Origin of the sequence: Nocardioides jejuensis (assembly GCF_004337475.1) — a bacterium.
GTDB classification, from domain to species: Bacteria; Actinomycetota; Actinomycetes; order Propionibacteriales; family Nocardioidaceae; genus Nocardioides; species Nocardioides jejuensis.
Genome location: NZ_SJZJ01000008.1, coordinates 14,919 through 32,054 on the forward strand (window position 1 = coordinate 14,919; position 17,136 = coordinate 32,054).

Annotated in this window: 16 protein-coding genes and 1 tRNA gene; 9 read left to right on the top strand and 8 right to left on the bottom strand. The window is 71.9% G+C overall.

Annotated features, from left to right (window positions below; all coding sequences use genetic code 11):
- Position 1: 1 nt before the first annotated feature.
- The 7 genes from EPD65_RS06590 to EPD65_RS06620 all read right to left on the bottom strand — a co-directional run bounded on the left by EPD65_RS06590 (position 2) and on the right by EPD65_RS06620 (position 8,196).
- The gene (locus tag EPD65_RS06590) at positions 2-1,297 is read right to left on the bottom strand and encodes an SAM-dependent methyltransferase (RefSeq protein WP_131582417.1); all 1,296 of its coding nucleotides are present in this window, start codon (positions 1,295-1,297) and stop codon (positions 2-4) included.
- Positions 1,294-2,613: an SAM-dependent methyltransferase gene (locus EPD65_RS06595; protein WP_131582419.1), complete on the bottom strand. Its 1,320-nt coding sequence runs from the start codon at positions 2,611-2,613 to the stop codon at positions 1,294-1,296. The genes EPD65_RS06590 and EPD65_RS06595 overlap by 4 nt, the downstream gene beginning before the upstream one ends.
- Entirely contained in the window at positions 2,610-4,607 is a 1,998-nt protein-coding gene (locus EPD65_RS06600) for an FAD-dependent oxidoreductase (protein ID WP_131582421.1), read from the bottom strand. The genes EPD65_RS06595 and EPD65_RS06600 overlap by 4 nt, the downstream gene beginning before the upstream one ends.
- Positions 4,607-5,308 carry an anti-sigma factor gene (locus EPD65_RS06605; protein WP_131582423.1) on the bottom strand — a complete coding sequence of 234 codons (702 nt, stop codon included), beginning with the start codon at positions 5,306-5,308 and terminating at the stop codon, positions 4,607-4,609. The genes EPD65_RS06600 and EPD65_RS06605 overlap by 1 nt, the downstream gene beginning before the upstream one ends.
- On the bottom strand, positions 5,305-5,904 hold the full coding sequence (gene sigK / locus EPD65_RS06610; protein WP_131582425.1) for an ECF RNA polymerase sigma factor SigK: 600 nt from the start codon (positions 5,902-5,904) through the stop codon (positions 5,305-5,307). Before sigK ends, EPD65_RS06605 begins: the two co-directional genes overlap by 4 nt.
- 28 nt (positions 5,905-5,932) lie before the next feature.
- Positions 5,933-6,547, bottom strand: coding sequence for a fasciclin domain-containing protein (locus tag EPD65_RS06615; RefSeq protein WP_131582426.1), 615 nt, complete (start codon positions 6,545-6,547; stop codon positions 5,933-5,935).
- Between the two features lie 95 nt (positions 6,548-6,642).
- Positions 6,643-8,196: a molybdopterin-dependent oxidoreductase gene (locus tag EPD65_RS06620; RefSeq protein ID WP_243640485.1), complete on the bottom strand. Its 1,554-nt coding sequence runs from the start codon at positions 8,194-8,196 to the stop codon at positions 6,643-6,645.
- Positions 8,197-8,355: 159 nt separating this feature from the next.
- Between EPD65_RS06620 and EPD65_RS06625 the strand changes: the two genes are divergently transcribed.
- The 5 genes from EPD65_RS06625 (at position 8,356) to EPD65_RS06645 (ending at position 13,761) form a co-directional block, all read left to right on the top strand.
- Complete coding sequence (locus EPD65_RS06625; protein WP_165872913.1) at positions 8,356-8,829, top strand: GNAT family N-acetyltransferase; 474 nt, start codon at positions 8,356-8,358, stop codon at positions 8,827-8,829.
- Positions 8,830-8,891: 62 nt separating this feature from the next.
- Positions 8,892-9,644: an enoyl-CoA hydratase family protein gene (locus EPD65_RS06630; RefSeq protein WP_131582432.1), complete on the top strand. Its 753-nt coding sequence runs from the start codon at positions 8,892-8,894 to the stop codon at positions 9,642-9,644.
- 56 nt (positions 9,645-9,700) lie between these two features.
- Complete coding sequence (locus tag EPD65_RS06635; protein WP_131582434.1) at positions 9,701-10,225, top strand: SigE family RNA polymerase sigma factor; 525 nt, start codon at positions 9,701-9,703, stop codon at positions 10,223-10,225.
- The gene (locus EPD65_RS06640) at positions 10,222-11,508 is read left to right on the top strand and encodes a hypothetical protein (protein ID WP_131582435.1); all 1,287 of its coding nucleotides are present in this window, start codon (positions 10,222-10,224) and stop codon (positions 11,506-11,508) included. The genes EPD65_RS06635 and EPD65_RS06640 overlap by 4 nt, the downstream gene beginning before the upstream one ends.
- 84 nt (positions 11,509-11,592) lie before the next feature.
- Positions 11,593-13,761, top strand: a complete 2,169-nt coding sequence (locus tag EPD65_RS06645) for a HelD family protein (protein WP_131582437.1) — start codon at positions 11,593-11,595, stop codon at positions 13,759-13,761.
- A 152-nt stretch (positions 13,762-13,913) separates the two neighbouring features.
- On the opposite strand, the gene upp is transcribed toward EPD65_RS06645, so the two are convergent.
- Positions 13,914-14,555 carry a uracil phosphoribosyltransferase gene (upp, locus tag EPD65_RS06650; RefSeq protein ID WP_131582439.1) on the bottom strand — a complete coding sequence of 214 codons (642 nt, stop codon included), beginning with the start codon at positions 14,553-14,555 and terminating at the stop codon, positions 13,914-13,916.
- Between the two features lie 71 nt (positions 14,556-14,626).
- Here upp and EPD65_RS06655 point away from each other — a divergent pair, with 71 nt between their 5' ends.
- The 4 genes from EPD65_RS06655 (at position 14,627) to EPD65_RS06670 (ending at position 17,065) form a co-directional block, all read left to right on the top strand.
- The gene (locus tag EPD65_RS06655; protein ID WP_131582441.1) at positions 14,627-15,109 is read left to right on the top strand and encodes a tRNA adenosine deaminase-associated protein; all 483 of its coding nucleotides are present in this window, start codon (positions 14,627-14,629) and stop codon (positions 15,107-15,109) included.
- A 26-nt stretch (positions 15,110-15,135) separates the two neighbouring features.
- Positions 15,136-15,567, top strand: a complete 432-nt coding sequence (locus EPD65_RS06660) for a nucleoside deaminase (protein ID WP_131582573.1) — start codon at positions 15,136-15,138, stop codon at positions 15,565-15,567.
- A 95-nt stretch (positions 15,568-15,662) separates the two neighbouring features.
- Positions 15,663-15,752: transfer RNA gene (locus EPD65_RS06665), tRNA-Ser, on the top strand.
- A gap of 125 nt (positions 15,753-15,877) precedes the next feature.
- Positions 15,878-17,065 carry an MFS transporter gene (locus tag EPD65_RS06670; protein WP_243640486.1) on the top strand — a complete coding sequence of 396 codons (1,188 nt, stop codon included), beginning with the start codon at positions 15,878-15,880 and terminating at the stop codon, positions 17,063-17,065.
- The last annotated feature ends 71 nt before the right edge of the window (positions 17,066-17,136 follow it).

Consider the following 17,136-nt stretch of genomic DNA (forward strand, 5'->3'; position numbering starts at 1 on the left):
CTCACCAGCCTCGCTCGGGGGCCAGCGCGTGGGGCTCGCCGGGACGGACCGCGAGGATCTGGTCGACGCCCATGCGTCCGTCGCGGAACGCCATCCGGCCGCCCACCAGGTAGAGGTCCCAGACCCTCATGACCTCCTCGCCGACCAGGTCGGTGAGGTGCTCGCGGTGCGCGGTGAAGTTCTCCAGCCAGGCGTCGACGGTCCAGACGTAGTGCTCGCGCAGGGCGTGGACGTCGCGCACCTCGAGGCCCGCCTGCTCGATCAGGTCGACGGTCCGCCCGACGGGACGCATGTGCATGTCGGGCGCGATGAACGACTCGATGAACGGGCCGCCGCCCGGGTGCTTCCCGCTACGGGACATCTGCTGGACCAGCACGCGGCCGCCGCGGCGTACGGTCCCGGCCAGGACGCGGGTGTACTCGGGGTAGTTCTCCTCCCCGACGTGCTCGCCCATCTCGATCGAGGCGACGGCATCCCAGCGTCCGACGACCTCGCGGTAGTCCTGGAGGCGGATGGTGACCCGGTCCTCCAGCCCGCGCTGCCGGATCTGTTCGTCGATGAAGGCCTTCTGCTCCGCGGCAATCGTCACGCCGGTCACGCGGGCGCCGAAGTGCTCGGCAGCGTGGAGCGACAGGGAGCCCCACCCGCAGCCGACGTCGAGCAGTGTCATGCCGGGCTCGAGGCCGAGCTTGCGGCAGATCAGCGAGAGCTTGTCGCGCTGGGCGTCGGCGAGCGTGTAGCCCGCGGTGCCCGGCGGCTTGCGCCAGTACGCCGAGGAGTAGGCCATCGTCTCGTCGAGGATCCGGCCGTAGAACTCGTTGGAGAGGTCGTAGTGGTGGCTGATCACCGCACGGTCGCGACGCTTGCTGTGCAGTCGGCCGTGGACGCGCGCCTGGGTGGCCGGCGGTGCGGGAGGGCGCCCGAGAGCGCCGGCCCGGGCTGCTGCGCTGAGGGCGCGGGCGAGTGCGGCCAGTGCCGGGCGGCCCGCGAGGCCGCGCTGCCGGACGACGTCCCAGACCTGGGTGAGCGCATCGTCGAGGTCGTGGTGCACCTCGAGCTCGCCGGTCACGTAGGCCTGCGCCGCACCGAGCTCGCCCGGGTGCCAGAAGATCCGGCGGAGGGCGTCGGCACTGCGGATCTCGACGAGCGGCGCGTCCGCCGGACCCGCCTCCGAACCGTCCCAGGCGCGCAGGCGGACCGGCAGCTCGCCGCCGACGACGGGCCCGAGTCCGCGCGCGAGCTCCTGGGCGATTCCGGAGCCGGCCGGTGCGGCGACGGGGTGGAGGGTGGTGCTCATTGGTTCTCCTTGACGAACGTCATCTGCTGGACGTCGGTGTAGCCGGCGGCGAAGCCGCCCTGGCAGTAGGCGAGGTAGAAGTGCCACATCCGGAGGAAGGTCGGGTCGAAGCCGAGAGCCCGGACCCGGTCGAGGTTGGTGCGGAAGGTCTCGTCCCACACACGCAGGGTCTCGGCGTAGTGGGAGCCGAAGGAGAGCCGGTCGGTGAGGCGCAGCGCGGTCTCGCGGGCGGTGATCTCCTCGATCACCTCGACCGAGGGCAGCAGCCCGCCGGGGAAGATGTACTTCTTGATCCAGGTGAAGTCGTCGCGGGTGTCGAGCATGCGCTGGTGCGGCATGGTGATCGCCTGGAGCGCGAAGCGCCCGCCCGGCGCCAGCAGGCCGTCGACCTGCCGGAAGTACGCCGACCAGTACTCGTCGCCGACCGCCTCGATCATCTCCACCGAGACGACGGCGTCGTACTCACCGTCGACCAGGCGGTAGTCGAGCAGCTCGATGCTGACCCGGTCGGCGTAGCCGGCAGCGACCACCCGCTCGCGGGCGAGCTCGAGCTGCTCCTGCGACAGGGTGACGGTGCGCACCGTGGCCCCGCGGGCGGCGGCGCGGAGGGCGAGCTCACCCCAGCCGGTGCCGATCTCGAGCAGGCGTGTTCCCTCGCCGACACCTGCCTCGTCGAGGAGCCGGTCGATCTTCCGCTGCTGCGCGTCGCGGAGAAGCTCGGCCATGCGGTCGGTGGGGACCGGCGCGGGGGCGGCCGCGACCCGGTGGTTGGCCGCCGGGACCAGCTCGGTGTCGAAGAGCGCCGAGGAGTAGCTCAGGGTCGGGTCGAGGAAGAGCGTGAAGAGGTCGTTGGAGAGGTCGTAGTGGTGCGAGATGTTCGACCGGCTCTGGGCGACGGTGTTCTGGTGGCGCCGGGGCTCGCGGCGTACGTGGACGCGCCGGAGGCGCTGCATCCACGGCGGCACGAGGCGGTCCACGCTCGTCGCCAGCTGGGTGACGAGCAGGGCGATGTCGGGGGAGTCCCACGCTCCGGTGAGGTAGGCCTCGCCGAAGCCGATCAGGCCGTCGGCGCCGACCCGCCGCAGGAACTCGTCCTGGTCGTGCACGACGATCGCCGGGACGTCCGGCAGCACCGCCGTCTCCGGCGTGACGAGCTGGATCCCGAGGCGGCGACAGGCCGCCGCGACGATGCCGCCGGCAACGCGGGCAGATGCGCGCGCTCGCAGACCGGACGGCACGACGGCCAGGTCGGGCCAGAGCTCGGGGTCGGGCCGTGGTGCGCGCGCCGCGGAGCTGCGGGTGGAGGTGACGGTCATCGGGTTCCCTCCTGGGGATCGTGGTGCGGGCGGGGCTGGACGGGGACCCGGCGCAGCCAGAGCCGGATGCCCTGCCACTGGATGCGCAGGCGGCCGAGGAGCGCAGGCCACGGGGTGCGGACGAGGGTGCCGAGCGCGGCGCGCCGGCCGGGCGGAAGGGCAGTGCCGGTGAGCGTCGCGGCGAAGCCGTGGGGCTGGAGCGTGATGCCGATGGCGACCCGGTCGCCGGGGTTCGGCACGCTCACCTGGTAGTCGCCGGAGACGTCGTGGAACGGCGAGACGTACATCTGCTTCGGGACGGTGGCCCGCCCCGCGGCGTCCGGGTGCACGACGTACGCGTGCCGGTCGCCGTAGGTGTTGTGCACCTCGACCAGGACGCACGCGAGCTCCCCGGAGGCGCGGTGGCACCAGTAGACGGTGATCGGGTTGAAGCAGTAGCCGAACGCCCGCGGGGTGGTGAGCATCAGGATGCGTCCGTCGACCTCGATGCCCCGCTCGGCGAGGAAGCCGGCGACGTTCTCCCGGATCGAACGACTCGGGTCGCCGATGTGGTCGGACGCCCGGAACTCCCGGTGCACGCGTGCCGGGGGTACCTCGTCGAGGTCGACCAGCCAGGTGCGCGACCGGTAGCTGAAGGTACGCCGCGGCGCGCGACGCGCGTGGCGGATCGTCGTCGTGTAGACGCGGCCGCCACGGGGAACGGCGTTCGGCGCCTCCCAGGAGAAGCCGAGCCGTTCAGCCGCCGCTGCACCTGAGCGTGCGCCGTCCTCGTGGAAGCCCCAGCCGTGATAGGCGCCGGCGAAGACGATCCGGTCGCTGTCGCATGCCGGGAGCCGGCGCTGCGCGGCGATCGACTCCGGTGTGTAGAGCGGGTGCTCGTACTCCCGGGTGGCGATCACGGTGGCGGGGTCGACCAGGTCGGTGCCGCCGAGGGTCACCAGGTAGGCCGTCTCCGTGGGCAGGCGCTGCAGGCGGGTCAGGTCGTAGGTGACCGTGACCCGACCGGCAGCATCGGTGCGCCGGCGGAAGTTCCACGAGGCACGGGCTCGCTGCGCCTGCGGCAGCAGGGAGGCGTCGGTGTGCAGCTGCGCGGTGTTGGCGGAGTACTCCAGGGCACCGAGGACCTCGCGCTGCGTGGCGGTCGGCTCCGCGAGCATGGCCAGTGCCTGGTGAGGGTGGGTGGCGACGACGACCGCGTCGAAGCGCTCGGTCACGCCGTTGCCGTCGGTCAGCTCGACACCGTGGGCCAGCTCGCGCAGGGCCGTCACCTTGGTCCCCGTGCGGACATCGGGCAGCCGGGCCGCGACCCGCTCGACGTACGCGTGGGAGCCGCCGGTGACGGTCCGCCACTCCGGCGATCCCCAGACCGAGAGCATCCCGTGGTGCTGGAGGAAGGTGAAGAGGTAGCGCGCCGGATAGGCGAGCGCGGTGTCCGGGTCGCAGGACCAGACCGCGGCCACCATCGGCTCCATGAAGTGCCGGCGGAAGTACGCCGAGAAGCCGTGCCGCTCGAGGAACGCCGCGAGCGTCTCGTCGTCCCCCGCCGGGGTGGCCAGGAGCCGTCGCGCGGCGCGGTGGAAGCGCGGGACCTCGCCCAGCATCCGCAGGTACGCCGCCCGGCCGAGGTTGCCGCGCGTCGGGAAGAGGCCGCGCAGCCCGAGGGCGCCGGCATACTCCAGGCCGGAGGCGTCGTCGCGCACCGACATGGACATCTCCGACGGCTGCGTCTCCACGCCGAGCTCCCGGAAGAGGCGGAGCAGGGTCGGATAGGTGCGTTCGTTGTGGACGATGAAGCCGGTGTCGATGGCGAGCTCGCGGCCCTCCGCGTCGACGACCCGGTGCGTGTCGGCGTGGCCGCCCAGACGCTCGTCGGCCTCGAAGAGGACGACCTCGGCGGACGTTGCGATCACGTGGGCGGCGGTCAGCCCGGCGACGCCTGAGCCGATGACAGCCACCCGGCGCGGGGTCTCCCGGGCCGGTGCAGTGCTGGACATCAGGTGTCCTGGGTCAGATCGAAGAGGGCGATCGGGGTGGTCGTGGGCTGCTTCGAGCCACCGTCGGGCTCGATGGTGATGCCGGCAGCGGTGGCCTTCGCGGCGTCTCCGGTCAGCAGCACCTCCTTGTCGCCGGAACCCTCCAGCAGGCCCGCCGGCACCATCGCGCCGTCGACCTGGAGCCAGAGCTCGTAGACCTTGCCGGCCGAGACCTTCGGCAGGTCCTCAGCCACGAGGGCGGCCTTGCCGAGCTTCTCGGAGCGGTAGACGGTGAGCGTGCCACCGTCGAGCTTCGTCGACGCGTGGTCGGCATCGGCAGCGGTGATCACCTGGTCGACGGGGCTCTGGTCGTCGGACCAGGGCTGCGTCACCACGGCTCCGGTGCCGACCGCTGCGACCGCCGCGGCGGCCACGAGGAGGCCGCGAAATCGGCGACCACGTCCGGCGTTCCGGCCGTGGCCCTGGCGGGGCAGCGGGGGGAGCGGGCGGACCGTCTTGATCGCGCTGAGCACGTCGGTGCGGAGCTGCGGCGGGGGAGCGACCTCGGTCGTCTCGGCCAGGGAGGCGGCGGCGCCGCGGAGGCTGTCGACCTCGGCGCGGCAGTCCGCGCACTCGGCCAGGTGGCGCTCGAACTGGGCACGCTCGTGCTCGTCGAGGGCGTCGATCGCGTAGGCGCCGGACAGTGCGTGGATGTCGCTCATTGTCCGACTCCCATCGTGTCGCGGAGACGGATCAGTCCGTCTCGAATACGTGTCTTGGCGGTGCCGAGTGGCAGGTCCAGCATGGATGCCACCTCCGTGTGCGTGTAACCCCCGAGGTAGGCCAGCTCGACGGCTTCGCGCTGGGTCGGGGTGAGGGTCTCGAGCGCCTGCCGGACCCGGCCGGCCTCGAGGGATGCGGTGGCTGCCTCGGCCGTGACGTCATGCTCCACCGGCTGGGTCTCGCGGTGGTAGGTCGCGTCGCGGCGGGTGGCCGACTCGGCGGAGCGGACCCGGTCAACACCCTTGCGGTGCGTGATGGTCAGCATCCAGGCGACGGCGCTGCCCCGGCCCGGATCGAAGCGGGACGCGGTGCGCCAGATCTCCAGGAAGGTCTCCTGGGTGACCTCCTCCGCCTGGGCGGGATCGCGCACGACGCGGAGCAGGAGGCCGTAGACCCGGGACGACATCGCGTCGTACAGGGTGGCGAAGGCTGCCTCGTCGCCCCGTGCGGAGAGCCGCAGCAGGACGCCGAGATCGGGGGAGGCCGCCCCCTCCGGCGACGGATCGCCAGAGGGGACGGAGCGAAGCCCGCTCATGTGCTTCATCCTTGCTGAAACTCGAGGGTCAGGGCATCAGAACGGTGTCGATGACGTACACCGTCGCGTTGGCGGTCGGGATGTTGCCGCAGAGGACGGCGGCGTTCTCCTTGCCGACGGTGAACTCCTCGCCGGAGCCCTTGACGGTGATCGAGTCGCCCTCGAGGGTCTTGTGCGTGCCCGCGAGCTCGTCGGGGGAGAGCTGGCCGGCGACCACGTGGTGCGTGAGGATCTTGGTCAGCGTGGCCTTGTCGGCGAGGACACCGTCGAGGGTCTTCTTCGGGATCTTGGCGAAGGCGTCGTCGGTCGGGGCGAAGACGGTGATGCCGTCCGCGCTGTTCAGGGTGTCACCGAGGTCCGCCGCACCGACAGCGGCGACGAGCGTCTTCAGCAGCGGGTTGGCGCTCGCGGCAGTCGCGACCGGGGCGGTGGCCATGCCGTTGAACGAGCCGGCACCGTCCTTGGGGATCAGCTTGCAGCCCGGGCCGAAGGTGTCGGCGCCGGCGTTCATCGCGGCCGAGGAGGAGCTGTCGGACTTCTCCGGGGCGGCCGACGAACCGGAGTTGTCGGACCCACAGGCCATCAGCGAGAGGGAAAGGGTGCCGAGCAGGAGGGCGGCGGAGCCGGTGCGACGGAGGTTCATGGTGGTGCCTTTCGGTTCGGGTCTCTAGCGGGTGGATCGGTGATGGTGATTCGGGGCGGGGGCCTCAACGGATTGGACGTCTTTTGTGGCCTGGGTCACGACACGTTGACGACGACCTCCTGGATGCCGCTGGAGCCGTCGGGGAACGGCGTACGCCGGACGGCGGTCTGCACATCGCCGTCCTTCGTCACTGCACGGACCGCGACCAGGTGGCGTCCCTTCGGCGCGTCCCAGGGCAGGTACCACTGGCGCCAGTAGTCGAGGCCGGCGTCCGGGCCGAGCCGGGCGGTCTGCCAGGCGCCGCCGTCGATGCGCACCTCCACGCGGGCGATGCCGCGGTGCTGCGCCCAGGCCACGCCGCCGATGACGGTCTGGCCTGCGTCGACGGTGGAGAAGGGCTTCGGGGTGTCGATCCGCGCCGACACCTTGATCGGTGCGTCGGTCGCCCATTTCCGCTTGGTCCAGTAGGCCTGCTTGGCGGCGTACGTCGTGAGGGTGAGCCGCTCGAGCCACTTGGTCGCGCCGACGAAGCCGTAGACGCCCGGGGTGACGAGCCGGGCCGGGAAACCGTGGTCGGCGGGCAGCGGCTCGCCGTTCATGCCGATGGCGACGAGGACGTCGCGGCCATCACGCACCACGTCGAGTGGCGTGCTGATCGTGAAGCCGTCAACAGCGGTGCTCAGCAGCTGGTCGGCCTTCGTGCCGATGCCGGCCTGGTCGAGCAGGTCCATGAGCGGGACGCCCAACCAGCGCGCGGCTCCGACGTACTTGCCGCCGACCTCGTTGGAGACGCAGGTGAGAGTGATGTCGCGCTCGACGAGCGGCATCGCGAGCAGGTCGTCGTAGGTCAGGGTCAGCTCCTGACGGACGTCGCCGTCGATCCGCAGGCGCCAGCTGTCGAGGTTGACTCGCGGCACGACGAGGTTGGTGTCGACGCGGTAGAAGCGGTCGGTCGGGGTGCGGAGCGCGGAGATGCCCGCGTGGGCCTTCTCGAGCCCGGCCGGGAGCGGCGGCAGCGGCTTCGCGGCGCGCGGCAGCACGATGTCGGCGATCTGCGTGCCCGTCCGGATCACCCACTGGCCGGTCGCCGCAGCGAGGCCGCTGAACGCTGCGACAGCGCCCGCGCCGAGAAGCAGGCCGCGGCGGCTGGCCCGCGCAGCCAGGACGGCTTCCGGGGAGCCGGGCAGGGCGGTCGCGAACGTCGCGGTCGCGCTCGCGGTACGCAGCGAGCGGACCGAGGCCGCGAAGACGCCGAGACCGATCGCCGCCGAGACCAGCGCGGGGACGACGTCAACCGGGCGTGCAGCCGGGCGGTGCAGCGCGAGCGCCCCCGCCAACGCCACCAGCGCGAGCAGGACCACGGCACCCAGCCGGGCCGAGCGTCGCGCAACGACGCCGGCGAGTCCGGCCAGCACCAGCGTGCCGACCGCGACGGAAGCCAGCAGCACCGGCTTGTCGGCGTTCCCGAGCTCGCGGACCGCCCACTCCTTCAGCGGGGTCGGGGTCAGGTCGATCACCGTCGAGCCGACGGCCAGCACAGGCGAGGCGGCCGGGTCGGTCAGCGCCGCGGCGAGGTGGCCCGCTGCGACTCCGGCTGCGGTCGAGAGCAGTCCGGCGGCGGCGTACGACATCCGGGATGAGGGGTCCATGGACGGCATTCGTCGCCGCGGGCGCCCCGGATGGGTCGGACGGGCTGGTCGCGCGGTGTCGCGTACGCCCGGGGGCGTCCGGGTATGTCGCGTGAGACCGGCCACGCACGGCCTGGTCAGGTGGCTATCGGCGGCGCGATCTGCCTAGCGTCGAGGGCAATGAGCCACACCGACAGCGCCACCCTCCGTCCCATCCAGCACCACGACTTCGACACCATCGTCGAGCTCAACCAGGACGCCCTCGAGGGGGTCGGCCGACTCGATCACGAGGGGCTGGCGCTCCTCGTGAAGCAGGCCGACCAGGCCCTCGTGCTCGAGGACGACGGCGACATCGCCGGCTTCGTCATCACCCTGCCGCCCGGTGCCGTCTACGACTCCAGCCGCTACGACTGGTTCGAGGACCGGCTCGACGACTACGTCTACCTCGACCGGATCGTCGTCTCGCGCGAACACCGCCGCAAGGGCGTGGCCAGTCGGCTGTACGACGCGGTCGAGGCCGACGTACCGGTCGCCCTCGAGGTGTACGACACCAACGAACCGTCGCTGGAGTTCCACCGCCTGCGCGGCTACCAGCAGGTCGGCGAGCTCGAGCACGCCGGCAAGAACAACCTGATGATGCTCAAGGCGGCGTGAGGTTCGGGCTCCCGCCTGCGCGTCCCCTTCCGGGAACGCCATGTACCCGGCAGAGTGGCGCCATGACCGAGACGCCCTTCGTCCAGTACGCCGTCGACGGTGCCGTCGCGACCCTGACCCTCGACTCGCCCCACAACCGCAACGCGCTCTCGCGCAAGCTGGTGACGGAGCTCTTCGAGGGACTGACCAGCGCCGAGGCCGATGACGCGGTCCGGGTGATCCTGCTGCGTTCGGCCGACCGGGTCTTCTGCTCCGGCGCCGACCTCTCCGAGGCCGCGACCACGCCGATGGAGGAGGGCACGCGCGCCATCGTCGAGCTCCAGCGCCGGATCGTGGCATCGGAGAAGCCGGTCGTCGTCCAGCTCGACGGCCCGGTCCGGGCCGGTGGCACCGGCATCGTGGCGGCCGCGGATGTCTGCATCGCCTCCGAGGACGCCCACTTCGCGCTCACCGAGGTGAAGCTCGGCGTGACGCCGGCGATCATCTCGCTGACCATCCTGCCCAAGATGTCCTCGCGGGGAGCTGCGCTGACCTGCCTCGGCGGTGAGAAGTTCACGGCGGCCGAGGCGGCGGCGTACGGACTGGTCACGGAGGCTGTCCCGGCCGATCGCGTCGCGGACCGTGTCGCCGAGGTGTGTGCGAGCTTCGCGACCGGCCACCCGCAGGGTCTGCGCGAGACCAAGAAGCTGCTCAACCGCGAGGTCCTCGCCGGCATCGAGGCGCGCGGCGAGGGGCTCGCCCTGCTCTCCGCCCGTCTGTTCGGCACCGACGAGGCGCGCGAGGCGATGATGGCGTTCCTGTCGCGAGGAAAGTGAGTCTCGCCCGCGGAACGTAGGCAACCATCGGTGGTGCCCGCGTCGTAGTAGCGGGCATGACCACCACGACTGGGTTCGACGCGGGGGGACGGGTGACGGAGACGATCGGCTTCGACGAGTTCGTCGCCCTCCGCTCCGGCGCGCTGCTCCGGACGGCGTACCTCCTGACGCGGGACCACGCCCTGGCCGAAGACCTGCTGCAGACCGCGCTCACCAAGGCGTGGTTCGCATGGGGCCGGATCGCGGGCAACCCCGAGCCCTACGTCCGCAAGATCATCGTCAACACCTATGCCACCTGGTGGCGGCGCAAGTGGCACGGCGAGCACCCGACCGACGTGCTGCCGGAGCGCGCCGTCGCGTCCGCCGACGAGCCGGACACCGACCTCTGGGCAGCGATGGCCCGGCTGGCGCCCCGGCAGCGCGCGGTCGTCGTTCTCCGCTACTTCGAAGACCTCACCGAAGCCCAGACTGCCGCCGTCCTCGGCTGCTCCGTCGGCACCGTGAAGTCCCAGACCAGCAAGGCCTTCGCCAGGCTGCGGCTCGACCCCGCACTGGCCCTCCAGGAAGGGGCTGCCCGATGAGCGCCCAGGAGATCCGCGAGGCCCTCGAGGCCCACGCCCGCTTCGACGACACGGCCGCGCTTGCCCGTCTCGGCTCGGTGAAGGCCCGTGTCCGGGTGGTACGCCGTCGGCGGCGCGCGGCACTGGCCGGAGCCGCTGCCGCCGTGATCGCTGTCGCCGGTGGTGTGGCGACCCACCTGCCCGGTCGCCATGGGGCCGCTCCGGCCAGCCGGACGTTCGGTGACCTCACCGCGCCGGCCACCATGACCTCCGAAGGCGCGACCTACCGGTTCAAGGAACTGGTTACGGGTGAGGACGAGGTCCGCTGGGCCGATGACGTCGATGGCCCGGTGCTGGTCAGCTGGGCAGCGACAGGCGACGGCCCGGTGCACATCCTGAAGACGGTCGACTTGGACTTCACGTACTCCTCGGTGGAGGACTTCCGCGACTTCCTCCCCGTCGACCATGTCGACGACCAGACGATCCAGGCCGTGGGCAAGGGACGCGTCGCGCTCGCGGTCTACACCTTCGCCGAGCCCGCAGCGGGTGCCCGTGCGGACATCGACGGAACGCCGGTCGTGTTCCGCGACCGGATGCCCGGCTACCGCGCGGTGGCGTCCGGCTGGGGCGCCGCCGGACAGACGGACCTGAGGATGAGCTTCGCCTACCCCGAGGGTCAGCTCGAGATGACCTCGTTCTGCATGGCGCCGAAGGGCTACGAGCTGCACGTCGACGTCGCCGGGCCCGGCATGGGGATCGGTTGTCACGACGCGCCCTCCGTGCACGGACCGGGAAGTCGGCACGGCTTCAGCGAGGGGCTCACGCGGCCGGACGGCAGCAATGTCGTCGCGGGTGCCAGGGTCACGATGCACGCGTGGCTCAGCCGGCAGGGATCCGACCAGCCGGTCCGGGGACCGATCGAGGGCGTGCGGATCGGAGCGGCGGCGTACGAGACGGAGCCCGGTGTCGCGGTCCTCAACGGCTGGAGCCTGACCGAGCTCCGGGAGGAGGCCGGCCACGCGTGGCGCTTCGTGAAGGTCCTTCCGGAGGTGCCCGCGGGGGATGCGACCGCCCTGCAGGTCGACGGGCACGGGCGCCCGAAGCTGGTGCTGGTCAGCGTCTCGCCTGGCGCCGGCCGGGTCCAGCTGCGGGTGGACGGCTCGACGGTGGTCGGCTTCAGCGGTGGCGTCGGTGGCGGATTCCTCACCCCGGCGGGCCCGTTCGGGGCCGGGCAGCACACCGTCGGTGTCCGCAGCCAGCACCCCGCGACGATGGAGGCGGCGCTCTACGAACAGGTCGACTGACATTCGCGGTGGGCGGCGTCCGGCGGGGGCGCTGGATCCCGTAGGCTTGGATGCTTCCGTTTTCGAGCCAGAGCAGGGGATCACGTGTCGACTGACACCAGCGCCGAAGAGATTGCCGTCCGCGAGGTCGCGGCGGAGCAGGCCTTCGTCGACCGGGTCCACGCACAGCTGACCGCCTCGCAGGAGCAGGCCGCCGAGCTCGCGAAGGAGGGCCGCGGTCGCGGCCAGCTTGGTCACGAGGGTGGCCTCGTCGAGCGCGACGCGATGCTCTACCAGGCCGCGAAGCGGATCGCGCAGCTCGACGCCGCCGCCGAGGGCCTCGTCTTCGGCCGCCTCGACCTGTCGACGGAGATCGACCCCGAGCCGCGGTACGTCGGCCGCATCGGCCTGCGCGACGAGAACCGCGACTCGCTCCTCATCGACTGGCGCGCCCCGGCCGCCGCGGTCTTCTACCAGGCCACCGCGGCCGACCCCCACGGCGTCGTACGTCGACGGGTGCTGCGCTCCAAGGCGACCACCGTCCTCGGTGTCGAGGACGAGCTGATCAACGCCGAGGACCCGCGCGCGCAGGAGCTGCCGATCGTCGGCGAGGGTGCGCTGATGGCGCAGCTGTCCCGTGCCCGCGACCGCCGCATGCACTCCATCGTCGCCACGATCCAGGCCGAGCAGGACAAGGCGATCCGTGCTCCCGGCAAGGGCGTCACGTCGATCTCCGGCGGCCCCGGCGTCGGCAAGACGGTCGTCGCGCTGCACCGCGCGGCGTACCTCCTCTACAACGACCGCCGGCGCTACGAGACCGGCGGCGTCCTCATCGTCGGCCCGTCCGGCGTCTTCATGCGCTACATCGAGCGCGTCCTTCCGTCCCTCGGCGAGACCGCGATCGCGCTCCGGTCGCTGGGTGAAGTGGTCGACGGCGTGAAGGCGTCGCGGCACGACGAGCCGGCGTTCGCGGACGTCAAGGGCAGCGCCCGCATGGCCGAGGTGCTGCGTCGGGCCGCGCGCCAGGCGGTGCCGGGTGCTCCGCGCGAGTTCCGGATCTTCTACCGCGACAACGTGCTGCTGCTCGACAACCGGATCCTCGGCCAGCTCCGTCGTCAGATGCTGTCGCAGGGGCGCAGGAACAAGCAGATTCCGCGCGTCGCCTCCACCCTGCTCGACGCCCTGTGGCGCCAGGTGAAGTCGGAGCGCGGCAAGGAGCGCGGGCGGCAGGCGTTCCAGGACGACATGCTCGACAACCACGACTTCCTCGAGTTCGCTGCCGACTGGTGGCCGCCGCTCGAGGCGCGGTCGGTGCTGGAGTGGCTGCGTGACGCCGACTTCCTGGCGCGCGTCTCCGACGGGATCCTCAGCCACGACGAGCAGGCCCTGCTGCTGAAGTCGTGGTCGGTCGCCGACGACCTGAGCATCGAGGACGTCCCGCTGCTCGACGAGCTCCGCTACGCCATCGGCGACGTGCCGCTCAAGACCGACGAGGACTCCGGGTTCGGCGACTTCGTCGGCTCCGACATCCAGGAGCTGTCCACGGTCGGCGAGCGGGATCTCCGCTCGGCCCGCGCCTGGACGCCGCCGACGCACCGCATCGAGGACGACCCGTTCGCCCACGTCCTCATCGACGAGTGCCAGGACCTCACGCCGATGCAGTGGCGCATGGTCGGCCGCCGCGGCCGCACCGCGTCGTGGACGATCGTCGGCGACCCGGCGCAGTCGTCGTGGCCGATCCGTGCCGAGGCGGACGCCGCGCGGGCCGAGGCGCTCGCCGGCAAGGACCTCCACGAGTTCCACCTCTCCACCAACTACCGCAACTCCTCCGAGATCTACGCGTACGCCGCGGCCTACGCCGCACGCGTGGGCCTCGATGCCGACCTCCCGACCGCGGTCCGCTCGACCGGTGTCGAGCCGGTCCAGATGCGGGTCGACGACCTCGAGACCGGCGTACGCGCCGAGGTCGTGCGCCTCGCCGCCGAGGTCGAAGGCACGGTTGGCATCGTCGTCCCGGCCGCCCGTCGGACCGAGGTCGAGCGCTGGCTCGCCTCGTGGCCGGAGGTCGCCGCCGAGGCACCCAACGCCGCGACCGGCCGCGACACGAGCGGTGACCGGATCGTCGTACTCACCGGTCTCGACACCAAGGGCCTGGAGTTCGACGGCATCGTCGTCGCGCGCCCGCAGGAGATCGAGGACGAGGCGTCGACCGGTCGCGCGACGCTGTATGTCGTGCTCACCCGCGCCACGCAGCTGCTCTCCGTCGTGTCGTAGCGGTCCGGTTCGCCGCTCGGGCTTCCGGGTGCTGCAGGGTCAGCCGGTCGCGGCCATCTGAGGTAACGCGGAGTCCTCGTAGCCACTGCGGGGCTGCAACCCCGCGGACGCGGCGAGGACACCGCGTTACAGCCAGGTGGGTCGACCGAGCCTCAGTGGGCGACGCCGTACAGGCGGTCGCCGGCGTCGCCGAGGCCGGGGACGATGTAGCCCTGCTCGTTGAGTCGCTCGTCCATCGCGGCCGTGACGATCGTGACCGGCACGTCCACGCCGGCCAGGCCGGCCTCGAGCGCGGCGCAGCCCTCCGGGGCGGCCAGCAGTACGACGCAGGTGATGTCGTCGGCGCCGCGGTCGACGAGGAACCGGATCGCCGCAGCGAGCGTGCCGCCGGTCGCGAGCATCGGGTCGAGGACGTAGCACTGGCGGCCGCTGAGGTCGGCCGGCAGCCGTTCCGCATAGGTGGACGCCTCCAGCGTCTCCTCGTTGCGCACCATGCCGAGGAAGCCGACCTCCGCGGTCGGGAGGAGGCGCATCATGCCGTCGAGCATGCCCAGACCGGCTCGCAGGATCGGGACGACGAGCGGCTTCGGCGAGGCCAGCGCGGTCCCGACCGTGTCGGCGACGGGGGTCGAGATCGCGCGTGGCTCGACGCGCACCGAGCGGGTCGCTTCGTAGGCCAGCAGGGTGACCAGCTCGTCGGCCAGGCGACGGAAGGTCGGCGAGTCCGTGGAGACATCGCGGAGGGTGGTCAGCTTGTGGGCGACAAGGGGGTGGTCGACGACGACGGTCTGCATGAACGGAACTTTTGCATGACGGCAACACAAACGGGGTTGGAGCGAGGTCACGAACCTGTCACGCTGGGCGCATGGCGAGCCCCGATGACGTCGACATCGCGCTGGCGGCGTACCGCGAGGAGGGGGTCTGGCAGCTCCAGGAGCTGGCGGACCCGGTACTCACGAGCCTCGACGCGGTGATCACCGGGCTGCGCCGGTTCCCCGGCGACGGGGGAGCGATCGGCCTGCTGGCGCTCGACGAGGACGTCTTCCTGGTCGTCCGCGTCGCGGGTCCGCAGGTGCGGCTGCTGCTCTCCGACGTGACGGCCGCGGACATCTTCGACCTGGCGCGCGAGGCGATCGAGCACCTGGGCCTGCCCTACCCGGAGGAGGACGACGAGCCCGTCCCCGCCGGCGACCTGGCGATCCTGTCCGACATGGGCATGCACGCCGACGACATGGGCGAGCTCATCGACGACTTCGACCTCTACCCTGACGAGATGCTCTCCGACATCGCCGAACGCCTCGGCTTCGGCGACGCCTTCGACGACCTCGTCGGGCTGACGAACGCGTGATCCCGCACCAGCAGTGGGTCGCCCCGATGCGGCTCGCCCTCGACGAGGCGCGCAGCGCGCTGGCGACGGACGACGTCCCGATCGGCGCGGTCGTGCTCAACCCTGCCGGCGACGTGATCGGCCGCGGCCGCAACACCCGCGAGGCCACGGGCGACCCGACCGGCCATGCCGAGGTCGTCGCGATCCGTGAGGCCGCCCAGGCCGTCGGCGAGTGGCGGCTCTCCGGCTGCACCCTGCTCGTCACGCTCGAGCCGTGCACGATGTGCGCCGGCGCGATCGTCCTGTCGCGGCTGTCGCGGCTCGTCTTCGCGGCGTACGACGACAAGGCCGGCGCAGTGGGCTCGCTCTGGGACGTGGTCCGCGACCGCCGCCTCAACCACCGGCCGGAAGTGGTGGCCGGAGTGCTGGCGCGCGAGGCCTCCGGCCTGCTGGACGACTTCTTCCGCACGCACCGCTGAGTCGTGAAGCGAACGGCGGCCTGTCTGCGCCGCGCTCGTTTCACAACCGGGAGCCGATTTTCGACCGACGGCGCTGCTCCGGTAAGGTTCCGCACGGTGCCGTGTCCGAGCGGCCTAAGGAGAACGCCTCGAAAGCGTTTGTGGGGGTGACTCCACCGAGGGTTCAAATCCCTCCGGCACCGCCAGTCGATCAGCCCCGGGTTCGCCCGGGGCTGATCGCATTTCTGCTGCGGGATCCACAACCGGGCAGCGTGAATCGGCGCCGAAACCGGCACTTCACGCCGAGGCGCCGAGACGGCACGGTTGGCCCATGTCCGTCTTCGTCAGCATGCGCCGTGTCTGGGGCGTCGTCGCCGCCTTCTCGCTCGTCGGCGCCGTCACGCAGCTGGTGTGGCTGACCTACGCGCCGATCACCGATGCAGCCGCGGACCACTACGGCGTCTCCACTGCGGCGATCGGGTGGCTCGCGAACATCTTCCCGCTCTGGTACGTCCTGCTGGCCGTCCCCGTCGGCATCGCCCTCGACCGCTGGCTGCGCGCGACCGTGCTGGTGGGCGCGGTGATCATGGCGATCGGCTGCCTGGTCCGCCTCGGCGACGGCTTCGACATGGCCTTCGCCGGGCAGACCCTGACGGCGATCGCCCAGCCGCTCGTGGTCACCGCGATCACGCCCATCGCAGCGCGCTATCTCCCGGACGCCGAGCGGGCCAAGGCGATCGCGCTGGCCACGGCCAGCACCTTCGCGGGCATGATCGCGGCCTTCGTCCTCGCCACGACGGTCGACCTGGGGCCGCTGCTCCGGATCGAGGCGGGCGTCGCCGTGCTGGCTGCCGGAGTGCTGGCCCTCGCCTTCCGGGCCGAACCGGCGCCCGTCGAGCTGCCCCGCCCCGGGGCGCTGGCCGACTTCCGCGCGGCCTGGAGCAGCCCTGTCGTACGCCGGATGTGCTGGCTCGTGCCGGTGCCGTTCGGGACGTTCACGGCACTGACGACCTGGGCCGAGCCGCTGCTCTCGCCGGCCGGGGTCACCGCCGACCAGACCGGGCTGATGCTGATGGGCAACGTCGTCGCCGGTGTGGTGGCGTGCGCGGTCCTGCCGGTCTGGGCTGCCCGGCACGGCCGTCGGCGCCTGACGCTCGTCGTGGGCGTGGCGGCCGCCGTGCTCGCGTGCGTGGCCCTCGCGGTGTTCCCGTCATTCCCGGTCGGTGTGGTCGGCCTGCTGGCCGTCGGCGCGCTCCTTCTTCCGTCGCTCCCGATCGTCCTGGAGCTCAGCGAGCGCGCGGCGCCGCTGGTCGCTGGTTCCGCCGCCGGGCTCGTCTGGCTGGCCGGGCAGTCCGGCGCGCTCGTCGTCACTGGCGTGACTGGTCTCTGGCTCGACGAGCCCGCGGTGGCGTTCGTGGTCCTCGCCGTCATCACGGCGGCAGCGCTACCGCTGATCCCGCGCCGCGCGATCCTGGACGGCAACGCCGTCGCGGGTCACCAGGTCGTCAACCGGGCGTGACGCCGCCGAAACCTGCGCGGGGTTGAGTGGTCCCACGACACGACGGCGACGGGAGACGCTCATGGGCACCA

What these genes read in the sequence shown, in the direction of transcription:
- EPD65_RS06590 (WP_131582417.1), bottom strand. Translation starts at nt 1,297, where the DNA reads ATGAGCACCACCCTCCACCCCGTCGCCGCACCGGCCGGCTCCGGAATC.
- EPD65_RS06595 (WP_131582419.1), bottom strand. Translation starts at nt 2,613, where the DNA reads ATGACCGTCACCTCCACCCGCAGCTCCGCGGCGCGCGCACCACGGCCC.
- EPD65_RS06600 (WP_131582421.1), bottom strand. Translation starts at nt 4,607, where the DNA reads ATGTCCAGCACTGCACCGGCCCGGGAGACCCCGCGCCGGGTGGCTGTC.
- EPD65_RS06605 (WP_131582423.1), bottom strand. Translation starts at nt 5,308, where the DNA reads ATGAGCGACATCCACGCACTGTCCGGCGCCTACGCGATCGACGCCCTC.
- sigK (WP_131582425.1), bottom strand. Translation starts at nt 5,904, where the DNA reads ATGAGCGGGCTTCGCTCCGTCCCCTCTGGCGATCCGTCGCCGGAGGGG.
- EPD65_RS06615 (WP_131582426.1), bottom strand. Translation starts at nt 6,547, where the DNA reads ATGAACCTCCGTCGCACCGGCTCCGCCGCCCTCCTGCTCGGCACCCTT.
- EPD65_RS06620 (WP_243640485.1), bottom strand. Translation starts at nt 8,196, where the DNA reads ATGGACCCCTCATCCCGGATGTCGTACGCCGCCGCCGGACTGCTCTCG.
- EPD65_RS06625 (WP_165872913.1), top strand. Translation starts at nt 8,356, where the DNA reads ATGAGCCACACCGACAGCGCCACCCTCCGTCCCATCCAGCACCACGAC.
- EPD65_RS06630 (WP_131582432.1), top strand. Translation starts at nt 8,892, where the DNA reads ATGACCGAGACGCCCTTCGTCCAGTACGCCGTCGACGGTGCCGTCGCG.
- EPD65_RS06635 (WP_131582434.1), top strand. Translation starts at nt 9,701, where the DNA reads ATGACCACCACGACTGGGTTCGACGCGGGGGGACGGGTGACGGAGACG.
- EPD65_RS06640 (WP_131582435.1), top strand. Translation starts at nt 10,222, where the DNA reads ATGAGCGCCCAGGAGATCCGCGAGGCCCTCGAGGCCCACGCCCGCTTC.
- upp (WP_131582439.1), bottom strand. Translation starts at nt 14,555, where the DNA reads ATGCAGACCGTCGTCGTCGACCACCCCCTTGTCGCCCACAAGCTGACC.
- EPD65_RS06655 (WP_131582441.1), top strand. Translation starts at nt 14,627, where the DNA reads ATGGCGAGCCCCGATGACGTCGACATCGCGCTGGCGGCGTACCGCGAG.
- EPD65_RS06660 (WP_131582573.1), top strand. Translation starts at nt 15,136, where the DNA reads ATGCGGCTCGCCCTCGACGAGGCGCGCAGCGCGCTGGCGACGGACGAC.
- EPD65_RS06670 (WP_243640486.1), top strand. Translation starts at nt 15,878, where the DNA reads ATGTCCGTCTTCGTCAGCATGCGCCGTGTCTGGGGCGTCGTCGCCGCC.